Source organism: Bradyrhizobium sp., from assembly GCF_050014615.1.
Taxonomy (GTDB): Bacteria; Pseudomonadota; Alphaproteobacteria; order Rhizobiales; family Xanthobacteraceae; genus Bradyrhizobium.
Genome location: NZ_JBEKCZ010000059.1, coordinates 14,273 through 38,359, shown reverse-complemented (window position 1 = coordinate 38,359; position 24,087 = coordinate 14,273). Strand labels below are relative to the sequence as shown.

Genomic DNA, 24,087 nt, shown 5'->3' with positions numbered 1-24,087 from the left:
GATTCCCTTCACCCGCTCCAGCGCCTCCGCACATCCGCCCCGCTGTCTCAGCGTCCAAATCCCGGGAAATCAAAATGGCCGAAGCCGACCTCGATAGTGTCATTCGGTCGATCGCGAAGAAGCAGCACAAGATCGTAATGGACGCGGCCAAACAGCGGCAAGGCCGGCTGATGGGGATGGCGGCCAAGGCCGGGGATAAAGCGGCGAAGGCGCGATACAAGCAACTTGCAAAGGACACCTTGCTGCTGGCCGGTGCGGCGGCAAGGCGGTTGCAGATCACAGCCGAGAATGCCGCCGACAGCTACGCGCGCGGCATCAAGAAGGCGGCCGAAGACATCAAGGCTGCGGAAGAAAAACCGGTCAAGCCGGTCAAGAAGGCTGCAAAGAAGGCCACGGCAGAAAACAAGTCAGCCAAGAAGGCCGCCAAAAAGAAAACAGGCTGATCCCGGACGCGACGGCGCTCGCCTGTGCGTCCGCGTTACGCTATGGCACAAGTCAGCTCATTCACGGCGACGGCGGAAGGCAACACCGATGGCAAACCAACCTCATCAGAAGGTCATCATCACCTGCGCGATCACGGGCAACCTGACGCGGCCCGATCAGTCGCCCTTTCTGCCGATCACCCCGCAGCAGATCGCCGACAGCGCGCTGGAGGCGGCGGAAGCGGGGGCCGCGATCGCCCATATTCATGTGCGCGATCCCGAAACCGGCCGGCCCTCGATGTCGATCGACCTGTACCGCGACGTGATGGATCGGATTCGCGCCCGCAATCCGAAGCTGATCATCAATCTGACCACCGGGCCGGGCGGCCGGTTCGTCCCGTCAGAGGAAGATCCCAAGGTCGCCGGTCCCGGCACCACCTTGATCGCCCCGGAAAAGCGGGTCGAACATGTCGAAATCCTGCGCCCCGAAATCTGCACGCTCGATCTCAACACCATGAATTCGGGCGGGCAGGTCGTGATCAACACGCCCACCAATGTCCGCAAGATGGCCAACCGCATTCGCGCTGTTGGCGTGATGCCGGAACTGGAGCTGTTCGATTCCGGCGACTGCCATCTGGCGCGCGACCTGATCGCCGAGGGCGTCTTGCAGGGACCGGGGCTGTTCTCGCTGGTGCTCGGCGTCAAATACGGTTTCGACGCCTCGTCCGAAACCATGCTGTACGGCCGCGGCCTGTTGCCGGCGGGCGCGATCTGGACCGGCTTTGGCATCGGCCGGGCTGAATTCCCGATGGTGGCGCAGGCCTATCTGTTCGGCGGCCATGTCCGGGTCGGGATGGAGGACAATCTCTATCTCTCCAAAGGCGTGCTGGCCAAGACCAACGCCGAACTCGTGACCCACGCCGCCGATATCCTCAAAAGCCTCGGCGCCGCGATTGCCTCGGCGAGCGAAGCGCGGGCGATGCTCGGGTTTTCGTAGACGCGGTTGTCGCAGGATATCAGGGCCAGCATCGCAAAACGTCCGGCCTCGCGTCCCGATACACTTCCACCGATATCGAAGCATGATGGTATGCATGCGCGCTAGTCTGGCGTTGCCAAATCAACCCGGGCCACAGGTGTCGTGATGAAGCGAGAAGCCATCCGCGTCGAACCGCTGTCTTCTTATCTGGCGAAGCGGGGGGCGCCGATTTCGCCGGTCACACGCGGCGGCGGCATGGTCTTCGTCACCGGGTTTCCACCGTTCGATCCCGACAGCGGCGAAATCCTCCGCGTTCCGATCGAGCGCCAGACCGAACTGGTGCTCGACCAGATGAAACTCTGTCTTGAGACGGCGGGGACCAGCCTGCAGAACGTGATGAAGTGCAATATCTACTGCACCTCGGCCGAACACTTCCCGGTCGTCAACGCAATCTACGCGCGTTACTTCCCCGAAGAGCCGCCGGCACGTATCTTCGTGTGCGTGACGGAATGGCCCGGGCCGTTCGATATCGAAATCGACTGCGTCGCGATGGCGTGACTAACGCGCATCCCGCGCCAACAACCTGGCGGGCGTCGTTCGCTCCGCCTCGCGCCCCGTCAGCGCCATCACCGATACCGCGACGATGCGCTCGATGATGCCCTGGACGTCGTTGAGATCGCACAATCCCTCCGACAGCTTTATCAGCCGCTCGCTGTCGCGGATGGTCTGGTGCGCCATCGCCAGCGCGAAATGCAGGCCCCAATAGAGCTCGACCGCGTCGCGGCCGGGCAGGGAACGCCGCATCGCGGCGGCGAATTTCCGCAAATGATCGATCTCGCGATTCTTGATGCGCCGGATCGGCGGCACCGATTCGATCGAGGCCCGGATCATGAAACGCGCCGCCGCCGAACGCTCGTTGTCGGGGCCGAGACAGCCGCGCAGCGTCGGCCCGACCAGCGCGCGCAGGATGGCATCGATCTCGGCGCGGCCGCCGCCGGCGGCTTCGGCCGCCTTCAATTCGTTGAGCCGCTCGCGGTTGGTGGCGAGGCTGCGGGTGACGAACAGCTCGGCAATCAATTCGTCCTTGGAGCCGAAATGATAATTCACCGCCGCCAGGTTGACGTCGGCGGCGGCGACGATATCGCGCAGCGTGACGTCGGCGAAGCCGCGGTCGGCATACAGCCGCTCGGCGGCGTCCAGGATGGCGGTGCGGGTCTGGTCTGACGGCATTTCATGGCCCGCGAAAAAGGAAGCGTTGCAATTCAAACGCTTGTATGAAACTATGGTTTGAAGGCTGGAATGTCAATGCGCATGACGCATTGCCGCTTCGGCGAAGGCCCGCCGGCACGCGAAAAACCGCACGACAAAAATAGTCTTGCGGGGAACCGGCGGCGGGGAGACAGTGCCGCCAACAATTTTCGACCAAAAATGCGAGGAACGCCCAATGGACTTCAACATGTCTGACCGTCAGCGCGAATGGCTCAACCGTGTGCAGTCGTTCATGCACAAGCATGTCCGCCCCGCCGTGCCGGTCTACCGGCAGCAGGACGAAGAAGGCCTGCGCTGGAAGGTGATTCCGATCGTCGAGGAGTTGAAGAAGAAGGCACGGGCCGAAGGGCTATGGAACATGTTCATGCCGCCCTCGGCGCATGAGGACGATGAATTCCGCGGCGCGGGATTGAGCAACCTGGAATATGCGCCGCTGGCCGAGGAAATGGGCCACATCGGCTGGGCTTCGGAAGTGTTCAATTGCTCGGCGCCGGATACCGGCAATATGGAAGTGCTGATGCGCTACGGCTCCAAGGAGCACAAGAAGCAGTGGCTGCGGCCGCTGATGAACGGCGAAATCCGCTCCGCCTTCCTGATGACCGAGCCCGCGGTGGCATCCTCCGACGCCACCAATATCGAGACCCGCATCGAGCGCGACGGCGATCATTACGTCATCAACGGCCGCAAATGGTGGTCGTCGGGTGTCGGCGATCCCCGCTGCAAGATTGCGATCGTGATGGGCAAGACCGATCCGAAGGCGCCGCGCCACCAGCAGCAGTCGCAGATCCTGGTGCCGCTCGACGCCAAGGGCATCACGGTCGAGAAACTGTTGCCGGTGTTCGGCTTCGACGACGCGCCGCATGGCCACGCCCAGGTGCTGATGGAGAATGTGCGGGTTCCCGCCAGCAATATCCTGCTCGGCGAGGGCAGGGGGTTCGAGATCGCGCAGGGGCGTCTGGGTCCCGGGCGCATCCATCACTGCATGCGCACCATCGGCAAGGCCGAGGAAGCGCTGGAGAAGATGGTGAAGCGGCTGTCTTCCCGCACCGCGTTCGGCAAGAAGATCGTCGAATATTCGATCTGGGAGCAGCGCATTGCCGAGGCCCGCACCGACATCGAGATGAACCGGCTGTTGTGCCTCAAGGCCGCCGACATGATGGACAAGGTCGGCAACAAGACCGCGCAGCTCGAGATCGCCATGATCAAGGTGGCGGCGCCCAACATGGCGCTGAAGATCATCGACAACGCCATTCAGGCCTACGGTGCCGCCGGGGTCTCCGACGATGCGGGTCTGGCGCGCGACTATGCCTCGATGCGCACGATGCGGCTGGCGGACGGGCCGGACGAGGTCCACAACCGCGCCATTGCCAGACTTGAACTTCGGAAGTATGCAAACGCTCCCACTTCGCATTAAGGGGAACGTCCCGACTGACGCTCCCTAGAAACTACAGGGAGCGTCATCGTGGCCGAAGGCGTCAGGGACGACGAGGAATTTTCCGGCACCAAGCCGGTCGAGGAGCGGCATCGCATCGACGAGCTGGGCCTCGACGGCTGGATGCGCGACCATGTCGAGGGCTATCAGGGGCCGCTGACCGTCCTGCAATTCAAGGGCGGACAGTCGAACCCGACCTATCGTCTCGATACGCCGGCTCGTTCCTATGTGATGCGCCGCAAGCCGTTCGGCAAATTGCTGCCGTCGGCGCATGCCGTCGATCGCGAATTCCGCGTTATCGCCGCACTGGGCCGGCAGGGATTTCCGGTCGCGAAGGCCTATGCGCTGTGCACCGACGACGCGGTGATCGGGGCGGCGTTCTACATCATGTCGATGGAAGAGGGACGCGTGTTCTGGGATCCGGCGCTGCCGAGCCAGACGCCGGCGGCGCGGCGCGCGATCTTCACCAGCAAGATCGAGACGCTCGCCAGACTGCACACCTACGATCCGCAGGCGATCGGGCTCGGCGAATTCGGCAAGCCCGGTAATTATTTCGCGCGTCAGGTCGATCGCTGGACCAAGCAGTACCGCGCCTCCGAAACCCAGGCTATTCCCGAAATGGAAAAGCTGATCGAGTGGCTGCCGCGCACCGTGCCGCAGCAGCAGCGCGTCTCGATCGTTCACGGCGACTATCGCCTCGACAACATGATCTTCCACGCCACCGAGCCCAGGGTGATCGCGGTGCTGGATTGGGAATTGTCGACGCTCGGCGATCCGATGGCGGATTTCACCTATCTCTTGATGCAATGGACCATGCCGGGTCTCGCCAATGCCGACCTCAAGGCGCTCAATATTCCGAGCATGGACGAGGCCGCGCAGATCTATTGCAACGCCACCGGCAGCGCCGTTCCCGACCTTAACTGGTATTTCTCCTACAATTTGTTTCGCCTCGCCGGCATTACGCAGGGTATCGCCGGGCGCATCCGCGACGGCACCGCGGCGAGCGCCAAGGCCATGGAGTCGGCCAAGCGCACCGTGCCACTCTCGAAAGCGTCGTGGGAATACGCGCAGAAGGCCGGGGCGGTGTGACATCCCATTATTATAGCAACAGAAAAAATCGTCCTACGCGGGCCTGACCCGCGTATCCATCGCACTTCATAAGATTTTCGAAGAAGATGGATGGCCGGGTCGTCTAGCGCGAAGACGCACGGAGCCTGTCATCGGGCCGCGCTTTGCGCGGACCCGTTGGCGCTTCTGCCCGGCCATGACATTAAGGACCGCCCGCTACGCTACCATTTCCTTCGGCGGGGGTGGTGCCGGGGGTATATTGGACAGGTCGAGCTGCGCGATCGGGACGGGCCGGCCAAACAGATAGCCCTGGACCAGGTCCACCCCCGCGGCGCGCATGTATTCGAGCTGTTCCTCGGTCTCGACCCCCTCGGCCGTCGTCACGGTGCCGAGACCGTGCGCCAGCGCCAGCGTCGAGGCCACCACCGCCTTGCAATCCCGGCGACTGAGCACGCCTTGCGTGAACGACTTGTCGATCTTGATCTTGTCGAAGGGAAAGGCAGTCAGATAGCTGACGGAAGAATAGCCGGTGCCGAAATCATCGAGCGCCACGGAGATCCCGAGGTTCTTCAACTGCCGTATCGTCGTCAGATGCGCTTCCTGGTTTTCCAGCAGTGCGGTTTCGGTGACCTCCAGCTCCAGCCGTTCGGGCGCCAGACCGGTCTCCACCAGCGTGCATAAGATGACGTCGAACAGGTTGCCTTTTTTGAACTGGACCGCCGAGATATTGACGGCGACCTTGATGTCGGCGGGCCAGGTCCGCGCATCGATGCAGGCGCGGCGCAAAATCCATTCGCCGAGCGGCGCGATCAGGCCGGTGGATTCCGCCAGCGGAATGAACTTGTCCGGCGCAATCAGGCCCTTGGTCGGGTGCTTCCAGCGAACCAGCGCCTCGACGCCGCACAGCAATCGCGTTTTGACATCCACGACGGGCTGGTAGTGCAGCTCGAATTCCTCGCGCGCGATGGCGTTGCGCAATTCGCTTTCCGCCAGTTTCTGCGTATTGGCGACTTCGAGCATTTCGGGCTGGAAGATCCGGAAATCATTTCTTCCGTTGGCTTTGGCGTCGTAGAGCGCAAGGTCGGCTCGCTTCAGGAGTCCCTCGGGTTCAACGTCATGTTCCGGGGCCAGCACAATGCCAATGCTGGTCCCGACGCCGGCCTGATTGCCGTAGAGATCAAATGGCCGGGTGATGGCATCGATGATTCTCTGCGCGAGCGCGATGGCGCCCTCGTGCTGGTGCGCTTCACCCTCCTGGATGATCGCAAATTCGTCGCCTCCCAGCCGCGCCAGCACGTCGGTTTCCCTGATGGTGGACTGCAGGCGTCTGCCGACTTCAATCAGCAATTGGTCGCCGGCGGGATGCCCCAGCGTGTCGTTGACGGTCTTGAATTCGTCGAGGTCGATCATCATCACGGTGACCGCGCCACCGCTCCGCTTGAGGCGTTTGCTCGCTTCTTCGAGCCTGGCGTTGAATTCCGTGCGGTTGGCCAGTCCGGTGAGCGCGTCGTGCCGCGCCAGGTGAACGATCTCCGCCTCCGCCCGCCGCCGTTCGCTGATGTCTTCGTGCGTTGCCAGCCAGCCGCCGTCGGCCATCGGCTGCCGGGTCACGAGCACGAACCGCCCATCGGAAAATTCGTCGACCCGGCTCGAGGTTACGTCTTTCGGAAGCTCGTTCAGTGAAGCGAGCTTTGCATTGGTGGCCCGCGCGTTTGTATCGCCTTTGAGAATGCCGCGGGAGATGCGGTCGGCGATGATGAGGCGGTGAGCCGTTCCGACTTTCAGCAACTCCGGCGGTATATGATACAGTTCCGCATAGCGGTCGTTCCAGACCACCAGCCGCTTCTGGCCGTCAAACATGCAGATCCCCTGCGTCATGTTACTCAGGGCCGCGTCGAACTGCATGTTGATGCGTTCAAGTTCTTTTGCCTGCTGAAAGACATCCGTCTCACGGCGCTGCCGTTCGGTGATATCCTCATGCGTGGACACCCATCCCCCATCGGGCAGCAGGCGGCGCGTGATCTGAATTGAACGCCCGTCCGCAGTATGAAGGATATTGGATTCTGCCCGCGCGACATTCTCCAGAATTCGGGCACAATGTTCTTCGATATCGCCTTGAACCGATCCCGTTGCTTTTCGAAGCGCGATCAGGTCGCGAAAATGGCAACCCGGTTTCACCGCATCGGGCGGCAATCCGTACATCTCAATATATCGCTGGTTGCAAACGATCAGCCGTCTGGATTGATCGAACAAGGTCAGGCCCTGCGACATGTTGTCGACGGCGGTATCGAGGCGCTGCTTCTCCAGCTTCAGTCGACGCTGAGATGCGCTATGCTGCGACGACAGCCGCCGAACGATCAGGACCAGAATCACGGCGACAACGATCGCCGAAAGGGCGGCCGCGACTACCAGGAATTTGGTTTGCGCCTGCCAATCGGCGAGCGCTGAAACGACCGTCGTGGTGGCTACGACCGATAGTGGAAATCGGCTCAGGCTGCGAACCGACACCAGCCGCTCCTTGCCGTCGACCGGACTGATCAACCGCGTGCTGCCATGATCCAGGCTGAGGAAGGCTGCCGCCTGCGGCGTCGACTCGACCTTGAAATTCTTGCCGATCATCTCTTCGGCGTGAGGATAGCGTGCGACGAGGCCTCCATCGTGATGATGCATGGAAATCGTCGCATCTGTCCCCAGCGTCACCGAGGAGAAAAATTCTTCGAATTTGGCAGGTGTAATGGCGCGCGAAACGATGCCGAGAAATTCACCGTGTTGCCCAACGGCCTTGCGGGCGATCAGCGTTTTCCAAACTCCGGTAAAACGACTGCGCACCAGTTCGATCTGCAGCTGCGTCGTCTCCGGGCTTGATTTGAGGCTCTTGTAATAGGCGCGATCGGCAATGGTGACGGCTGGAACGACCGGCACCTCCGATGAACTGATCAGGACTCCGTCGGCGTCATAGATATTGAAACCGGCGATTCTGGAAAAATGGCTGGCCTTGGCCTCTAACATCAGGTGGGTTGCGGGCGTCGACATCTGACGCCTGAAATCGTCGGCAGACGTTATTCCGGCCTGATGTATTTGCACGATGATGTCGTTGAGGGGAGCCGCGGCATCGTCCAGCTGCTGATCAAAGTGACGGGCCAGCAGCAAAACCGTATTTTCCAACTCGCGCTTGCTGCTTTCAAGCGCGTGATCGCGGAAATTGCCGATCATCATCGCGGTTCCGATCACGATGGCCGCGATCAGCAGCAGGCCGCAAATGACGAGCCAGCGAATTGGATTGCGTCGGCCCGGCAGTTCACCATCGATGACATCGGCTTTTTCAGCCGCATCGCCGCGAAGCACGGAGCCTATGTGTCGAAGCCGCCTCAGCATTTTCGCTCTCCCCCCGTAACCCTACGGCCGATGGGTAGAGGTCGCGTTAGTAATATGGGTTACTTAAATGTTAATTCGGAACCCTTGCGGCGGAGCAGAAAGATTCGGAAGCGCCGCTATTGGCCGGCGTCAGTGCGCCGGCAACCCGGTGGTGATATCGGTGCGCCCGATCCATTCGGCCGCCGCCTGGAAGGCCGGGGCGCAAGCTTCGTCGTGAAAGGGCGCGGCGCGGGCGTCCGACTCGCCACTGATCACAGCTTCCGCCGAACAGAAACGGACCAGACGCGCTCGCCATCCCCCCGCAAGCACCCGCCGCACACAAGTTTTTGTTCGTGATTCGCCATAATTTGTGACAGAACTAATACAACCAAGTGTCAGTTCGGTTACAAACGGAGCGGTCGATGAGTTTGGAATGGCGGGCGGCGCGGTCAAGTTCCTTGTCAAATTCCGTGTCAGGTTCACTGGCCTGGTCAAATCCCCTGGCCTGGTGGTGGAGCCTGTTGACGCTGGTGAGCGGCGTCAATATCGCGGTTTGGTTCCTGCTTTATAGCCAGCTTCACCAACAGCCGGCCGCCAATCTCGGTAGCTCTTCGGGCTTCGAGCTCTCGCTGCTGCGCGCCGAGAGTCTCGGCAGCGCGTCCGGCATCGAGCTCATGCTGCTGCTGTGCGCGGCCTATGTGTTTGGCTGCGCCTTCCGGTCGATCCTGCCGCGCGCGGACGTTCAGCGGATCTGCCTGTTCGATACCTGGCTGTCGAGCGTTGTCGTTGGCCGGTCGGTCGCCACCGTGGCCGAGGTTGCCTTCGCGGCGCAGTGGGCGATGATCCTGCACCGGGTCGGCACGTTGACGGGAGCGGATACCACCTTGAACGTCGCCTGGGTGATCGTGCCGCTGATCCTGATCGCGGAAGGCTTCTCCTGGTATGCGGTGTTGACCACCAATTACCTCGGCAACGCCATCGAAAATTCGATCTGGGCTGTTGTGTTCTTTCTGGTCGGGGTCGGCCTTTGCAGGTTGCTGCCGGAGTTCGACGGTTCGGTTCGCGTGGTGCTCGCTGTCGCGATCACAGGGATTGTGGCCTATCTGGCATTTCTCATGACCGTCGACGTTCCGATGTATCTGAGCCGGTGGCGGACCGAGGTTGGCGACGGCAGCAAGCTGCTCGGACCGCTCGAGGGTCTGCGTGACGTCAGCACGCGCTGGGTCGTGACCCACGATTTGGCCGAGTGGAAGGACGAGATCGCCTGGATGTCGCTTTATTTCAGCATGGCGGTCTGGTCCAGCCTCGCGCTGTGCGTGTTCTACTCGCTCGCGGATCATCTGCCGCACTAGCGAGCCGGCGCCGGACGCGCCGGCAGCCATTGGCCATCAGCCCCAAATAGCTCATCACATGCTGGCGCATCGCATACATTCGCCCCGCGGCTTGTCCAACGTCCTGGTTTGACGGATGGTGGCCGCTCGCCCCGAAACAAAAATCAACAGGGAGGCGAAAAACAAGGGGGGGACGAATGCCCGGGCGAACCTGGATTTACATCCTGCTGGTTACCGCGTGCTCGATCAATTACATCGATCGCGTGGTGCTCTCGGTGTCGGCGCAACCGATCTCGAAAGAGTTCGGAATTTCCACGATCCAGCTCGGCTATCTGTTCTCGGCGTTTCTGTGGAGCTATCTCGTCTTCGTGCTGCCCTGGGGCATCTATGTCGACCGCGTCGGAACGCGCCGGGCAACGACGCTCGGCATGGCGATCTGGTCGGCGGCAACGCTGCTGACGGGAACCAGCTGGAATTTCAGCTCGGCCTTCGCGTCGCGCCTGCTGATGGGTTTTGGCGAATCTTCAACCTATCCCGCCGGCGGCCGGACCATCCGCGAATGGATGCCGGCGGGCGAACGCGGCTTCGCCACCACGGTGTTCAATTGCGGCGGCTATATCGGTCCCGCGTTGGGCTCTGTGCTGATGGCCTATCTGGTGAGCGATCTGGGATGGCGCGGCGCGTTCTATTGTGCCGGCGCGCTTGGCTTCGTCTGGCTGATCTTCTGGAGTCTGGTATTTCGCCAGCCCGAAGACGCCACCTTCATCGGCGAGGCCGAACGCGCGAAAATCCTGAGGGAGCGCGGCGGCAAGGCAACGCCCGGAAAAAGCGCGCCGCTGCTGGCGTTGCTGAAATGCAGGAGCATGTGGGGGCTGTTCGTGACGCAGGGATGCGCGGTCTACACCGTGTACCTGTTCCTGACCTGGCTGCCGAGCTACCTGCAGGCGACGCGGGGGCTTACGCTGCTCAAGACCGGCTTTTATACCGCGATTCCCTATGCGGTGGCGGTGCCGGGAACGATCCTGATCGGCGCGCTCAGCGATCGGCTGCTGCGTGACGTCGGCGTCACCTCGGGACGCCGCCGCCTCATGGTCGTCATCATGCTGCTGTGCTCATCCGGAATCCTGATGACGCCGTGGATTACCGAAACCTGGGTGATTCTGACGCTGTTCTCGATTTCGCTGACCTGCATCGGCAGCGCCGTCGGATTGAACATCACGCTGACCAATGACCTGTTGACCGATCCCGGCAATGCCGGCCGCGCCAACGGCTTTCTGGTCACAGGCGGCAATCTGTTCGGCGTGCTGGCGCCGATCGTCACCGGCTATGTGATCTCCGGCACCGGCAGTTACGACTTGGCATTCCTGGTGGCCGGCGTGCTGTTGCTGTGCGGCGCGGCTGCGTGCTGGACCATGACCCGCGAGCCGATCTCGCCGGAGGAGGCCTGACATGAGCGCGCTCGAGGACAAGGACGCCATTCGCGAATTGCTGGCCGAATATTGCTTTCTGCTGGATTCCTACCGCTTGAAGGAATTCGGCCAGCTGTTTGTCGAAGCCGGCGAGTGGATTTCCCGAAATGGCAGCGCGACCGGTCCGGCCGCAATCGAGAACTTCTTGCGTCAACTGGTGCCCGAGCCGGGTCCGGGCACCAGACGCAAGCACGTCACCGCCAACATCGTGATCCGCCTCGACGGCGATCAGGCGGAGGTGAGATCGAATTTTCTGGTGGTGCGCGACACCAGCGCCGGTCCAGCGATCGCGGTGGCCGGAACCTACCACGATGTCGTCTTGAAAATCGGAGCGAACTGGCGCTTCAAGTCGCGCCGATTGACGCACGACATCGCCGGCGAAAGCGGATTGAAACCGGTTGGCCCCTGACCCTCACTACCAGCGACACTCACTTCCAGTTGGCGCGCTGCCGAACCCCGAGGCTCGCGATCGACGCTTCCGCCATTAGTTTGCCGGCATCGATGGCGGTCAGCCTGCCGTTGCGCTTGAGGATGCGGCCGTCGACCATCACGGTGTCGACATTCGATGCCTGTGCCGAATCCACCAGCATGTAGGCCGGTTCGGTGAACGGCCCGATATTGATCGCGCGCGTGTCCACCATGATGATATCGGCCCGCTTGCCCTTCCTGAGCGATCCGGTGCGCTCGGCGAGACCGAGCGCCTTGGCGCCCTCGATGGTCGCGAGTTCGAGCACCCGGCGCGCCGGCAGCTTGAATTCGCTTTCGCTGCGGCCGTTCTCGAGATTTTGCGCCAGCTTCATGATCCCGAACATGTCGGCATTGCCCGTCAGCGGCGTGGTGTCGACCGACAGCGCGAGATTGACCTTGTGGTCGAGATATTCGCCGATCCTCGTCAGGCCGAAACCGATGCGCATCTCGGACGCCGGCGAAATGCTGACGGAGGCGCCGGCGGTGGCCAGGATGTCCATTTCCTCCGGCGAGGTATTGATGGCGTGGATCACCTGCAGGCCGTCGAAGACGTAGCCGAGCTTGTGCAGCGCGAGGATGTGACCGCTGTCGAACTTGTTGGAATTGAGATGGACCGAGACCGGCAAATTGAGTTTTCGCGCGGCGTCGTACTCCACGCGGTACATGTCCGGCGATAGCGGCCGCAACTCGATCTTGCCCTCCGCGTTCGGCACCGCCGCCTGGACCCCGCGCCAGGCGAGGCCGAGCGTCAGCAGGCCCTCGTTCGACAGGCTACCCCAGTCGCCTTGCATGCGCGCCAGATCGGTCACGTTGATCGGCTGGGAGAGCGGCGTCGAACGCGCCGGGCCATAGGAGAAGCGGCCGCGCAGTCCGGTCTCCTGCATCGCCCTGAGGTCCTCGACCGCGTGCTCGTGGCTCATGACGTTGTGGCACCAATTGTGCACCGTCGTGGTGCCCGAATGCAGCGCCTCGGCCGCGGACAATAGCGTGCCGGTATACATGTCGCGCGGCGTGTAGACCTTGCCGAGCGCCGTCGTCATCGGGAAATAGCCGTGGGCGCGATCGTCCCCCGACATGTTGCGCAGCAGCGTGGTCCACATGTGCCAGTGGGTGTCGATCAGGCCGGGCATCACGATGAAGCCGCGCCCGTCGATGACATCAGCGCCGGGTGCTGCGAGTGCGGTGCCGATATCGACGATCACGCCATTGTCGACATGCACGTCGCCATCAGGCAGATCGGCCTGGCCGGGCTCCATGGTCATGACGTAGGCGCCCCGAATCACGACATGGCCGCGCGCCGGGAGACTTCCGACCGCCGGCGAGATCGCCGCCTGTGCGCGGGTCCCGAAACCACGGATGGCGCCGAATGCCGCAACGCCGCCGAGAAATGTGCGCCGACGGATGCTGAGTGCGCGGGTCATCGATCCTCCCTGACTGCAATCTTGATTGCGCGCATCTTGGGCGGCGCGGCGCCATTGAGCAAGTGCCATGGATCCGGCGTGCGGCGTCCGGCGCAACCCCGGGCGGACGGATCGCGGCTTGACAGTCATCGCGCCGCACGAACAAAGTTTGTCCAACAACAACAGGGTTACTCGGGAGGAATTTTTGATGATGTCGCGTCGGCAATTCGGCACTTCCGCGCTCGCCGCTGGCGCGGCGTTCGCATCGCAAAAGGTGAGTGCCCAACCGTCCAAACGCAGGATTGTCGATGCGCAGGTGCATCTGTGGAAGGCGGAATCCGAGGACTGGAAATGGGTGCCGGGCATGAAGCCGCAGATGCCTGAGCCGTTCACCGTCGAGAAGTTGGTGCCGCTGATGGATCAGGCCGGCGTCAGTCGCGTCGTCGTGGTGCCGCCGTCATGGCCGGGCGATCGCAATGACTACGCCCTCGAGGCGGCCAGGCGCTATCCTGATCGACTCGCGATCATGGGGCGCGTTGCCTTAAAGAACCCGCAAGCCGCGGCGCTGCTGCCGAAATGGCGGGAGCAGCCGGGCATGCTCGGTGTGCGCCTGACATTTCTGGGCGCTACGCAGGGCTGGCTGGCCGATGGCACGGCGGACTGGTTCTGGCCGGAGGCCGAAAAGGCCGAGCTTCCGGTGATGTTCCTGACCGATGGCCAGAATGCGCAGATGGCGCGCGTGGCGGAGCGCTATCCGCGCCTGCAATTGATCGCCGACCACATGGGCATCGGCGGCAACACCCCGAAGGAAGGCCGGATCGCGGACGCGGTCAGCCAGACCGCTTCGCTCGCCAAATACCCGAACGTCTCGGTCAAGCTGTCGGCGGCGCCGAATTATTCGTCGGAAGCCTATCCGTTCCGCGATTTCACGCCGCACATCCAGCGGCTGTTCGAGGCCTATGGTCCGAAGCGATGCCATTGGGGCTCGGACATGACCAATGGCTACGATAAGGCGACCTATCAGCAGCGCATCACCCATTTCACCGAGGAATTGCCGTTCCTGTCCGAAGCGGACAAGGACTGGGTGATGGGCAAGTCGATCCTTGAGCGGCTCAGGTGGGCGTAGCGGGCACGCCCGTGACCTTGCCGGTCCGGATGCGCTCAACGAGCGAGCTCAGGCCCATGATGATGAGCGGGACCACCAGTGCCACATAGGCATTGTCGATACCGAACGGATTGCCCATCGCGAACCACGCGATGGTGGCAACCAGAGAACCCAGGATGCTGAACAGCGCCCCGGTCTTGGTGCCGAACCACGGCGCGTAGAACACCAGCAACACCAGCACCGAAAGCGAGGCCCTGATCGATTTGCCGAGGAACGTCATCTTGAGAACGTCCGGCGTGTAGATCGCCAGCACGATCGGAAGCAGACCGGCGATGACAGTGGTGACGCGAATGAAATTCAGCGATCGGTTCTCGTCGCCTTGCGGATCGCCTTGCTGTGTCACGAACCGGATATAGAAATCCTTGTAAAGCAGCGTCGCGGTGGCCACGCTGACCGCGGCGACGGTGCCGAACAGCGATGCGGCCAGTCCTGCCGCGACCACGCCGGCCATCAGGCCATCCATATTCGCGATCAAGGCAGAGAACGCATTGATGGATTTGATATTGGGGTACAGCGCGAGCGCGCACATTCCGATCAGCGCGGTGCCGATGCCGAACGGCACCATCAAGAGCGCGGTGTACAGGCTCGCGGCTTTCGCCTTCTGCGGGGTCTCAACCGTGTTAATGGCTTGAATGATGTATTGTGTGGAGAAGGTGGCGCCAACCCCGGCGATGAACCAGGCAAAAATCTGGCTCCAGCCGACGTTGGTCCAGGAAAACATTTCGCCGGGAAGGCGCGCCTGCAGCTCCCCGAAGCCGCCGACTTTCGTGATGCCGAAATACGCCGCGACACCGATGCCGACGTACTTCGCGAACGAATGGATGACGTTGGTGTAAACCACAGACTTCATTCCACCCATGAAGACATAGAGAACCGCAACGATGCCGCAGACCACGGTGGCAAGCGTGCGATCGACGGCGAGCAGCGCGCTCAATATCGCGCCGCCGCCCGCATACATCGCGCTGGCGAGGATCTGCAGGGCAAAGATCATCACCAGCGAGGTGGCGATTTTGGCGTGTGGCCCGTAAACCTCGGCAAATATCGCGGAGATCGTATTGTGCCCCGACTCCTTGTATTTCCCGGCGAGGAGAAAAGCATAGAACAGAAAGCCGGCGCCGAGCGAGATGATGGCCCACGCGGCGGAGATGCCGAACTTGTAGGCTTCCTGGACCGTCCCGACACTCGCCGACGTGCCGATGAATTCGGACATCAACATCAGGCCGACCAGAACGGCGGGAATACCCGAATGGCCGCTGGTGCCCGACGTAAAGGTCGTCGTCGTGTTGACGGACCGTTGCACCACGCTGGTGAGGAGGCCGAGACTGACCATGTATCCAACGACGATGGCCAAAGCCAGATAGTTGGTTTGCATTTTGTCCTCCCGATGCTTCCGCCAGCTTTGCCCGTGGCCGAGCGCCGTTTTTGCAATGCTTGCCTGCTTTGCCGGAAAAGGCAACCGAACTCGGATGTCTGACACGCGGCCGCCGGGCGTGGAACCCGCCATGCGACCTCAGCTCGTATCAGTCGCGCCGCTTCGCCGCGATGGCGCGCGAAACGATTGCGATTGTTGGCATTCGCTGGTGCGGTACCTATAGTTTGCCCGAGCAAGGGCATCGGGAGCGGGGGACTCATGCGCGTTTCAATCATCACCGGAGGCGGGTCCGGGATCGGAGCTGCGATCGCGCGCCGGTTGGCAGGGCGGGATCAGTGCCTGATGTTGCATGGACAAGGGGCCGACGCGGCGGGGCTCGAGCGATTGAACGCGGTCGCCGCCGACTGCCGGCATGCCGGCGCCAATGTCGCCTGCCACACCGGCGACCTTGCCAATGCCGGGACCGCGGCCGAGCTTGTTGGCGCGACGCGGGACGCGTTCGGGAGCGTCGATGCGATCGTCCATGCCGCCGGGTTTGCCGATCGGCGCGGTTTCGCGCAGTTGCCGCGCGCGGGGCTCGAACGGTCATTCGCGGTGATGGCCACGGCGTTTCACGAATTGGCGGCCGCGGCGTTGCCGGATCTGACGCGCGGATCGCAAGGACGCGTCGTCGCCGTCAGCAGTTTCGCCGCGCATCGGTTCACGCCTGAGGCGACCTATCCGGGCTCCGCGGCGGCCAAGGCCGCGCTCGAGGTGCTGGTCCGTTGTCTTGCGATCGAGCTGGCGAGTTCAGGCGCGACCGCCAATGTCGTGATGCCCGGCTATACCCGCAAGGATGCCGGGCTGTTGGGGGCACTGGACCCGCAGACCTGGCAGTTGGTCGCCAAGGCCAATCCGCTCGGACGATTGGCCGAACCCGACCAGGTGGCCGCGGTGGTCGCCTTCCTGTTGTCGCCGGAGGCTGGACATGTGACGGGAGCGCTGTTGCCGGTCGATGGCGGCCTCACTCTGATGTAATGTGGCGGTGGTGGGGGCGATGTCGGATAGCGTGAACGATCAAACAGCAGATGTCGTCGTGCTCGGCGCGGGCATCGTCGGCGTATCCGCGGCCTATGCCGCGCGGCAACGCGGGCTGTCGGTGGTGCTGATCGATCGGCGCGAGCCGGGCAGCGAAACCTCCTATGGCAATTCCGGTGTTCTCTCCAGTGGCTCGATATCGCCGCTCAACAAGCCGTCGCTGTGGAGCGCGCTGCCGAAATACCTGACCAACCGGCACCCGGCGCTGCGTTGGGACCCGGCCTGGGCGATCCGCAATATCGACTGGATCGTCCGCTTCCTTGCCAATGCGACACCGTCACAGATCAAGCCGCGGGCAACGGCGCTGCACGGGCTGATCGGCGCCTCGTTGAAACTGCATCGGGAATGGATCGTGCAAGCGGATGCGGCGGCGCGCATCCGCGAGACCGGCTGGCTCAGGGTATGGCGCAGCGACGCTGTCGCCGCGGCGAAGCAGGAGCAGGCCTTGCTGGCCGAATATGGCATCGCCAGCCAGCTTCTCGACCGTCAGGCCATTTCCGCGCTCGAGCCTGATATCGTGCCGATCTACAGCGTTGGCCTGTTGCACACCCAGACCGCCTCGGTCGACTCGCCGGGCGCCGTGGTCAAGGCCTATGCACGGATGTTGGCGGGCTCCGGTGGCCAGATCCGGCAGTCGGACATCAAGGCGATCGTGCCTGACGGCGAGGGCTGGCGTGTGGTGCTCGCCGATGGCGCGATCAAGGCGCGCCATGTCGTGGTCGCGCTGGGACCCTGGTCCGCGGAGCTGTTGCGGCCGCTTGGCTATCGCATTCCGCTCGCGTTTGAACGCGGCTACCATCAGGAGTTCAGGCCGAACCCGGCACGTTCTCTGCAGCGTCCGATCCATGACGCGGAAGGCGCGTTCGTCATGACGCCGATGGAGCAGGGCATTCGCATCACGACCGGCGTTGAACTGACCTCGCGCGATGCGCCCTCATCCTTCGCTCAACTCGATCAGGTTATCCCGGTCGCGCGCGGCGTAGCCGAATTCGGCGAGGCGGTCGGCGAACCCTGGCGCGGCGCGCGGCCGACGCTGCCCGACAGTCTGCCGATGATCGGACCGGCGCCTCAGCATTCCGGTCTCTGGCTGTGTTTCGGTCACCAGCACATCGGCTTCACCACAGGCCCGGCATCGGGCGTTGCGATCGCCGCGATGATCGCGGGAACGCCGCCGCCCTTCGACGCAGCCCCGTTTTCGCCCGGCCGTTATCTCTGATGGCCGGCGAACCGCCAACGCGAGGGTCGTACTGAACATGCCCTACATCTGGGACTTCGCGATTCTCGGCAAATACAGCCATCTGTTCTGGCTCGGGCTGGGCTGGACCGTCGCCTACACGATCGGCACCGTCGTTCTCGGCACCTTGCTCGGTCTGCTCGTCGGCATCCTTCGCCTGAGACGCTTGCCGGTGATCGACTGGCTGCTGCTCGCCTACATCGAACTGTTTCGCTGCACGCCTTTGCTGGTTCAGATCATCTGGTTCTATTACGCGTTTCCGGTCGTCATCGGCGTCAATATCCCCGCGCATGTCGCCGCCGTCACCGTGCTGTCGCTCTATGGCGGAGCGTTCTACGCCGAGATCGTGCGCGGCAGCATCGAGAGCATACACCGCGGACAATGGGACGCGGCGCGGGCGCTGGGGCTGCGCCCATGGCGCGTGTTGAGATTGGTGATCCTGCCGCAGGCGCTGAAGCCGATGCTGGCACCCTATGTCAACCAGTCGGTGACCCAGCTCAAGAACACCTCACTGGTGTCGATCATCGCCGTGCCTGACCTCGTCTACAACGCGACGCTGATCAACGCCGAGACCTATCGACCGCTGGAAGTCTACACCATCGTGGCCCTGATCTACTTTGCGATTCTGTTCCCGGCCACGCTGGTGGGGCGAAGGCTCGAGCGTGGCCTGAGCTACGACAAGGCGTGAGTGGCTCGAAAGCCGCGTCAGCTCGTAGGATGGGTGGAGCGCCAGCGATACCCATCAATTTCTGCCACGATTACCAAAAGAAAGGATCACTATGACAGACAGAATCACCATGGCCGAGTCATTGCCGGCAACCGCCGTCGTCCGCGTCTCGCGCGCCAGCTTCGACCCGAGCCGGTTCGCCGAGGTCGACGCCGTGAGCAAGAAGACCTCGGAGTACATAATCCCCGCCGTCAGGCGGCTGCCGGGGCTCATTCACTTTTATGCGGGCGTCTCGCCGAGGGGCTCGATCGTTCAAGTTAGTGTCTGGGACACCGACGAGCATGCGGCACAGTTGGACCGACTGAAGGAGATGGTCGTCGACGGGCGCAGGGATATGGAGGCGGTCGGCGTGACGTTCACCCCGATTTTCAACTACCCGATCGACTGGACCTGGACCGTCTGACCTGATGCGACGCTATACCGTTCTCTTAAGTCCAAGGAGGTTTAGCTTGCCTCTGACGATCCGAGCACCAACGATTGATGAGCTATCCAGCCTTTCCGATCTGTGTTTCAGGTCTAAAGCCGTATGGGGCTACGACGAGGAATTCATGGAAGCGTGTCGCGGCGAGTTGTCGTTTGAACCGCGCGACTTGGCATTGACGCCCATCGCAGTTGCCGAACATAACGGCAAGTCAATCGGTGTTGCACAGGTAAAAGTCGTCGATGGTGAGGCTGATTTGCTGAAACTATTCGTCGAGCCCAGCGTGCTTCGCTGTGGCATCGGTAAGGCGCTGCTCGTTTGGGCTACCGGCGTCGCGAAAAAACTGGGTGCCTCGCAACTAACAATCGATGCGGATCCCGCTGCGGCTCCGTTTTACCGAAGGATGGGAGCTTACGATGTAGGCGAAGCGTCGTCTGGATCGGTGCCGGGAAGGATGTTGCCGAAACTAGCGATGAACCTTCGCCCTAAGGACTAACCTGAAGGTTCGAAACTGGCACATCGCGACAGTTCGCTGTGTTACGGAATTTGGTCGCTATCGGAGCTTGGCGGACATCGGCCGGACACACTGATCAAACCCTCGTCAGATACTGAGTTCGACCGGCACGTCTTCCGGTTTCACGCCGCTCAGCGCCAATCCCTTGACGAACCATTCGCGCATTTGCCCGATGCCTCTGTTGTAGTCGACCCATACCGACAGGAAATCGGGGGAATTGAGAATCGCCGGGCGGAGGGCGATCCGTGCCGCGCCAGGACGCCCAGCGTCCATGCCTTCCAATTTAAGATTAGGGCACGAGCCGATTGCAACGCCCTAATTCACGGAACTGAACGTCGCTTGAGGTATTGATCCCACGTCACCACACCGTCTGTCGGCTGCTATTGGTGACTGTGCGCTCCCCGCCTGATCCAAAGCCGCGCTCGCGACCACTACTCGGCCTCTATCGTTATTGAGTGATCCGATTGAATACTCACGCTAAAGTTCACGGAAACAGAAAATAAACATGGAAGCGCAGGTACATGACGGCCTAGCGAAGGCGGTTCCGGTTCCACCAAGTTTTTCAGAGCCTATTGAAAAAACTAGGCTGCCGGTCTGGGACTCAGGGCATTTGCGCCTAGCAATCGCGGCAGCGGGGGTCGCCCTCTGGTCGTGGAATGTCGACACCAATACATTTACTATGGACGCGCGCGCTTTCGAACTTTGGAGCGTGCCCCTCAGCGAATATGTGACGTTCGATGACCTCTCGGCCCATATTCATCCGGCGGATCGTGATCGGGTAAAGGCGGCGTTTGTCGCGACGCGCGCCCTCGTCGGCGCTTATGAAATTGACTTCCGTATAATGGTTGGTGACGAGGTTCGTTGGGTATCGGCTCGGGGTCAAGGAAATGATGCAGACATTGTCGGTCGCATCATGTACGGAATTTTCATCGACGTAACTGGACGTAAGCAGGCCGAGGAAGGCCATGAGTTGCTTGCAGGTGAAATGAGCCATCGGGTCAAGAACCTATTGGCCATCGCATCCGGCCTTACCGCAATTACATCGCGGTCTGCAAAGACCACTGCCGACATGGCCCAGGAACTCACGCACCGGCTGACCGCGCTAGGTCGCGCTCATGATCTTGTCCGTCCCCTTCCGGGCCAAGGTGAAAAGGCGGCGCTTCTCGGTGATCTGTTCACGGTGTTGCTCGCGCCTTATGACGACATCGGGGCGTTCAGCGGCCGAGTCCGCGTTGCGGTCCCGCGCATGGCAGTTGGCGAACAGGCAGCGACGACGCTTGCACTCGTCGTGCACGAACTCGCGACCAACTCCCTCAAATATGGTGCGCTATCGTCTCCGTCGGGCGCGCTCGACATATCGTGCGCCGCGCCTGACGCCGAAGTGGTGGTGGTCTGGACCGAGCGCGGCGGACCACCTGTTACCGCTCCCGCCGATAACGGAGGATACGGTAGCAAGCTTCTTAACCGCGGCATGACGATGCAGCTTGGCGGCTCGATTGCCTGTGACTGGAGCAGTGACGGCGTCATAGTCACGCTTCGGATGACCAAAGAGCGGTTAACGAAATAAGCTCGACTTTGGCCGCTTGAGCACCGCCAAAATGCGGAGGTTCAGAAATTCTTTTCGAATCCGCCCTCAAATACTGAGTTCGACCGGCACGTCTTCCGGCTTGACGCCGCTCAGCGCCAATCCCTTGACGAACCATTCGCGCATCTGGCCGATGCCCCGGTTGTAGTCGACCCAGACCGACAGGAAATCGCGCCAGTGCTTGTCCGGTTCGCGCCGCACCGCCATGCTCGAGGGAATGGCGACCGAGGGCGATTGCAGGATCTTGTAAGTGCCGAGGTTGGGGTTCTTGGCGATCGCGGTGAGGCCAAGCACCAGCGCGTTGACCACGCAATCGACCCGACCCGCCGACATCTCCAGCATCACCTCGTCGCGTGACTTCATCGATTTGATGGTCGCATTCGGCGCAAAGCGGCGGGCGACGGCCTCGTTGGCGGAGCCGACATCGACCGCAATCCTGACTTCGGGCTTGCTGATGTCGGCCCAGGTTTTGGCTTCGATCCCCTTCCTGAGCATGGCGCCGAACGGATGCGGGAATACGGTGGCGGAAAAATCGACCACCAGTGCCCGCTGCGGGGTCGGGTTGAGGGCAAAGCCGAGGTCGATCTTGTTCGATTGCAGGTCGAGGATCGAATTGCCATAGGTCGATTCGGTGTATTCGAGCTTGACGTCGAGAAGCTTGGCGATGTCGTTGGCCATCTCGATCGAAAAGCCGGACCAGGTCCCGGTGGCGAGGTCCTTGTTGAAATAGGGCAGCTCTCCCGGCAGCACCGCGATCCGCAGCACCTTGGTGGCGCGGATGCGATCGAGCGTGTTGTCCGCGCTCGCCTGCGCCGATGCCGGGCTGGCGAGGGCGGAGGCGAGGGCGGCGCCGCTGCCGATCGCCAGAGCGTAGCGCAGCGCGTCGCGGCGATCCTCAGAAACCTTGCTGTCGTCGGATGTGATCAAGTGAGCCTCCTGCGCCGATGGGATGAACGAGCCGCAGGATCAGATTGAAGACTGCGTCAGGTCAAGAGGCGGCATTTTCCGCCTTCGCCAAAACTTCGGCGGACTTCCACGACGCCTGGCGAAGCCATTGGTGGTGATGGGTTGCGGTCGGTGAAAGCTGAATCGGTTGCGCGCGAGCTGTCATCGCCCGAGGTTCGGCGCGTGTTTGATCGAGAAGAGGACGCAAAATCGCGGCGCCTGGCGCGGCCCCGTGACAGAGCTGTCGAAAGAAGAATACCGTCGAGCCGATCCCACCCGGTTGGATCGGCCTTGGCTGTTTTGCATGGATTTGACGCTGTGATCAGCGATTGTGCACAATAAGGCCAACGTTGCGCAATTTCGCGCCAGAAAGACCGCCGACATTACCCCAGTTCCGTCGCGCGCAGGGTCAGACGTTGGCCAGGAATGCCAAAGCCGCTCTGCCATGCTCGTCGCGGAGCCGCGCCAGGTCCACCCCGACCGGTGCGCCGTCCGTCACACGCCATTGGCCTGCGATCATCACCCGGTCGGCACGGTGCGCCCCACAAAGCACCAGCGCGGCGATGGGATCGCCGGCCCCGGAAAACCGCAATTCGTCGAGGGTAAAGCAAGCGAGGTCCGCCTGGTATCCGACCTCGATCTTGCCGATATCGCTGCGTCCAAGACACTTGGCGGATCCTTCGGTCGCCCAGCGAAACGCATCCAGATGGGTGATCGCGGAGGCGTCGTAAGCGAGGCGTCCCAGCAGCAGCGCGTGGCGGACCGACTCCATCAGGTTCGAGCTGTCGTTGGAGGCCGAGCCGTCGACGCCAAGGCCGATCGTGACGCCGGCGGCCTCCAATTCTTTGGTCCGGCAGATGCCCGACGACAGCAGCATGTTGGATGTCGGGCAGTGGCAAATTCCCATGCGATGTTTTCCCAGCCGCGCGATCTCGGCATCGTTGAAGTGAATGCCGTGCGCCAGCCAGACCCGTTCGTTGAGCCAGCCTACCTGTTCCAGATAATCGAGCGGCCGACAGCCATAATGGTGAAGACAATAGTCGTCCTCATCGCGGGTTTCTCCCAAATGCGTATGCAGCAGACAATTGTGCTTCTGCGCGAGAGCGGCGGTGTCGATCATCAGCTGGCGGGTGACGTTGAAAGGCGCACACGGCGCCAGCGCGACGCGCAGCATAGCGCCGTCGCTCGGATCGTGATATCTGGCGAGAACCCGTTCGCAGTCCGCGATAACAGCGTCATATCCCTGCATCAGCCGTTGATCCGCGATACCGCCATCCGCAAAGCCGAGATTGATGGCGCCGCGCGTCAGCGTCATGCGCATTCCCAGTTTTGAGGCTTCTTCCGCTTCGATGTCGACGGCGTCGGCCATGTCGTCGGGAAAGACAAACAAATGATCCGACGCGGTGCTGCAGCCCGAGATCAAGAGTTCAGTCAGTGCCACGCGCACCGCGAGACGAAAGCAGTTGCGATCAAGGTGTGCGCCCCAGATCGGATAGAGCTGCTGCAGCCACGGAAACAGGTTCTTGTTGATGGCTTTCGGATGGGCGCGCGTCAGCGTCTGGAAAAAATGGTGATGCGCGTTGACGAGGCCGGGGATGATCACGTGCCGCCTTGCATCGAACACCTCGTCGCAGGGCGTGACCGGGCCATCCGGTCCGACCAGTTCGATGATCCTGCCGCCCTCGACCACAAGCCCGCGTTGGCCTCCTTGCGCCAGCATGGCGATCGGATCGCGTATCCAGGTTTTCATCGACGCTGTGCCTTCCTGACCGGGTTGATGCGCTGCTCGGAGGATACTTTTAGCCCGGCCGGGAGGCGAATCTTCCGCTGATTCCTGCGCTGATTGCTGATTTACCGC

General features: G+C 62.1%; 22 protein-coding genes. 15 read left to right on the top strand and 7 right to left on the bottom strand.

All coding sequences use genetic code 11. The features are described from left to right. The first annotated feature begins 74 nt into the window (after nt 1-74). The 3 genes from ABR948_RS12150 to ABR948_RS12140 all read left to right on the top strand — a co-directional run bounded on the left by ABR948_RS12150 (nt 75) and on the right by ABR948_RS12140 (nt 1,956). Nucleotides 75-443 carry a hypothetical protein gene (locus ABR948_RS12150; RefSeq protein WP_428117680.1) on the top strand — a complete coding sequence of 123 codons (369 nt, stop codon included), beginning with the start codon at nt 75-77 and terminating at the stop codon, nt 441-443. An 88-nt stretch (nt 444-531) separates the two neighbouring features. After that, entirely contained in the window at nt 532-1,419 is an 888-nt protein-coding gene (locus tag ABR948_RS12145; protein WP_428117678.1) for a beta-keto acid cleavage family enzyme, read from the top strand. 144 nt (nt 1,420-1,563) lie between these two features. Continuing rightward, nucleotides 1,564-1,956: a RidA family protein gene (locus ABR948_RS12140; protein WP_428117676.1), complete on the top strand. Its 393-nt coding sequence runs from the start codon at nt 1,564-1,566 to the stop codon at nt 1,954-1,956. On the opposite strand, the gene ABR948_RS12135 is transcribed toward ABR948_RS12140, so the two are convergent. Next, a complete protein-coding gene (locus ABR948_RS12135; protein ID WP_428117673.1) occupies nt 1,957-2,628 on the bottom strand; it encodes a TetR/AcrR family transcriptional regulator in 672 nt (223 codons plus the stop codon). It abuts the gene before it with no gap. 214 nt (nt 2,629-2,842) lie between these two features. Between ABR948_RS12135 and ABR948_RS12130 the strand changes: the two genes are divergently transcribed. Together ABR948_RS12130 and ABR948_RS12125 are read left to right on the top strand one after the other, a co-directional pair. Further along, nucleotides 2,843-4,081 (top strand): acyl-CoA dehydrogenase family protein, encoded by a 1,239-nt coding sequence (locus tag ABR948_RS12130; protein ID WP_428117671.1) that lies wholly within the window; start codon nt 2,843-2,845, stop codon nt 4,079-4,081. A 48-nt stretch (nt 4,082-4,129) separates the two neighbouring features. Continuing rightward, on the top strand, nt 4,130-5,188 hold the full coding sequence (locus tag ABR948_RS12125; RefSeq protein ID WP_428117668.1) for a phosphotransferase family protein: 1,059 nt from the start codon (nt 4,130-4,132) through the stop codon (nt 5,186-5,188). A 195-nt stretch (nt 5,189-5,383) separates the two neighbouring features. On the opposite strand, the gene ABR948_RS12120 is transcribed toward ABR948_RS12125, so the two are convergent. After that, nucleotides 5,384-8,542, bottom strand: a complete 3,159-nt coding sequence (locus ABR948_RS12120) for a bifunctional diguanylate cyclase/phosphodiesterase (protein WP_428117666.1) — start codon at nt 8,540-8,542, stop codon at nt 5,384-5,386. A gap of 449 nt (nt 8,543-8,991) precedes the next feature. Between ABR948_RS12120 and ABR948_RS12115 the strand changes: the two genes are divergently transcribed. The 3 genes from ABR948_RS12115 (at nt 8,992) to ABR948_RS12105 (ending at nt 11,730) form a co-directional block, all read left to right on the top strand. Next, nucleotides 8,992-9,873 carry a hypothetical protein gene (locus tag ABR948_RS12115; RefSeq protein ID WP_428117662.1) on the top strand — a complete coding sequence of 294 codons (882 nt, stop codon included), beginning with the start codon at nt 8,992-8,994 and terminating at the stop codon, nt 9,871-9,873. Between the two features lie 176 nt (nt 9,874-10,049). Next, complete coding sequence (locus tag ABR948_RS12110; RefSeq protein ID WP_428117659.1) at nt 10,050-11,300, top strand: MFS transporter; 1,251 nt, start codon at nt 10,050-10,052, stop codon at nt 11,298-11,300. Between the two features lies 1 nt (nt 11,301). Then, nucleotides 11,302-11,730, top strand: a complete 429-nt coding sequence (locus tag ABR948_RS12105) for a nuclear transport factor 2 family protein (RefSeq protein WP_428117656.1) — start codon at nt 11,302-11,304, stop codon at nt 11,728-11,730. 19 nt (nt 11,731-11,749) lie between these two features. On the opposite strand, the gene ABR948_RS12100 is transcribed toward ABR948_RS12105, so the two are convergent. Further along, a complete protein-coding gene (locus ABR948_RS12100) occupies nt 11,750-13,210 on the bottom strand; it encodes an amidohydrolase family protein (protein ID WP_428117654.1) in 1,461 nt (486 codons plus the stop codon). Nucleotides 13,211-13,397: 187 nt separating this feature from the next. Between ABR948_RS12100 and ABR948_RS12095 the strand changes: the two genes are divergently transcribed. After that, the gene (locus tag ABR948_RS12095) at nt 13,398-14,315 is read left to right on the top strand and encodes an amidohydrolase family protein (protein ID WP_428117651.1); all 918 of its coding nucleotides are present in this window, start codon (nt 13,398-13,400) and stop codon (nt 14,313-14,315) included. Here the strand turns inward: ABR948_RS12095 and ABR948_RS12090 are convergent. After that, nucleotides 14,302-15,726: a sodium:solute symporter family protein gene (locus ABR948_RS12090; RefSeq protein WP_428117647.1), complete on the bottom strand. Its 1,425-nt coding sequence runs from the start codon at nt 15,724-15,726 to the stop codon at nt 14,302-14,304. The two genes, ABR948_RS12095 and ABR948_RS12090, sit on opposite strands and share 14 nt — an antisense overlap. Nucleotides 15,727-15,984: 258 nt before the next feature. On the opposite strand from ABR948_RS12090, the gene ABR948_RS12085 reads away from it, so the two are divergent. From ABR948_RS12085 to ABR948_RS12065, 5 genes are all read left to right on the top strand, one after another. Further along, a complete protein-coding gene (locus tag ABR948_RS12085) occupies nt 15,985-16,743 on the top strand; it encodes an SDR family NAD(P)-dependent oxidoreductase (RefSeq protein ID WP_428117644.1) in 759 nt (252 codons plus the stop codon). Between the two features lie 31 nt (nt 16,744-16,774). Next, a complete protein-coding gene (locus tag ABR948_RS12080) occupies nt 16,775-18,019 on the top strand; it encodes an NAD(P)/FAD-dependent oxidoreductase (RefSeq protein WP_428117641.1) in 1,245 nt (414 codons plus the stop codon). Nucleotides 18,020-18,056: 37 nt separating this feature from the next. After that, a complete protein-coding gene (locus ABR948_RS12075; protein ID WP_428117639.1) occupies nt 18,057-18,725 on the top strand; it encodes an amino acid ABC transporter permease in 669 nt (222 codons plus the stop codon). A 109-nt stretch (nt 18,726-18,834) separates the two neighbouring features. Continuing rightward, entirely contained in the window at nt 18,835-19,167 is a 333-nt protein-coding gene (locus ABR948_RS12070; protein ID WP_428117636.1) for a hypothetical protein, read from the top strand. A 46-nt stretch (nt 19,168-19,213) separates the two neighbouring features. Further along, a complete protein-coding gene (locus tag ABR948_RS12065; protein ID WP_428117634.1) occupies nt 19,214-19,681 on the top strand; it encodes a GNAT family N-acetyltransferase in 468 nt (155 codons plus the stop codon). A 105-nt stretch (nt 19,682-19,786) separates the two neighbouring features. On the opposite strand, the gene ABR948_RS12060 is transcribed toward ABR948_RS12065, so the two are convergent. Then, nucleotides 19,787-19,972 (bottom strand): hypothetical protein, encoded by a 186-nt coding sequence (locus ABR948_RS12060; protein ID WP_428117631.1) that lies wholly within the window; start codon nt 19,970-19,972, stop codon nt 19,787-19,789. Between the two features lie 232 nt (nt 19,973-20,204). On the opposite strand from ABR948_RS12060, the gene ABR948_RS12055 reads away from it, so the two are divergent. After that, nucleotides 20,205-21,266: a sensor histidine kinase gene (locus ABR948_RS12055; RefSeq protein ID WP_428117628.1), complete on the top strand. Its 1,062-nt coding sequence runs from the start codon at nt 20,205-20,207 to the stop codon at nt 21,264-21,266. 66 nt (nt 21,267-21,332) lie between these two features. Here the strand turns inward: ABR948_RS12055 and ABR948_RS12050 are convergent, their stop codons facing one another. Both ABR948_RS12050 and ABR948_RS12045 read right to left on the bottom strand, forming a co-directional pair. Continuing rightward, on the bottom strand, nt 21,333-22,211 hold the full coding sequence (locus ABR948_RS12050; protein ID WP_428117625.1) for a transporter substrate-binding domain-containing protein: 879 nt from the start codon (nt 22,209-22,211) through the stop codon (nt 21,333-21,335). 427 nt (nt 22,212-22,638) lie between these two features. After that, the gene (locus tag ABR948_RS12045) at nt 22,639-23,979 is read right to left on the bottom strand and encodes an 8-oxoguanine deaminase (RefSeq protein WP_428117622.1); all 1,341 of its coding nucleotides are present in this window, start codon (nt 23,977-23,979) and stop codon (nt 22,639-22,641) included. Nucleotides 23,980-24,087: the final 108 nt, after the last annotated feature.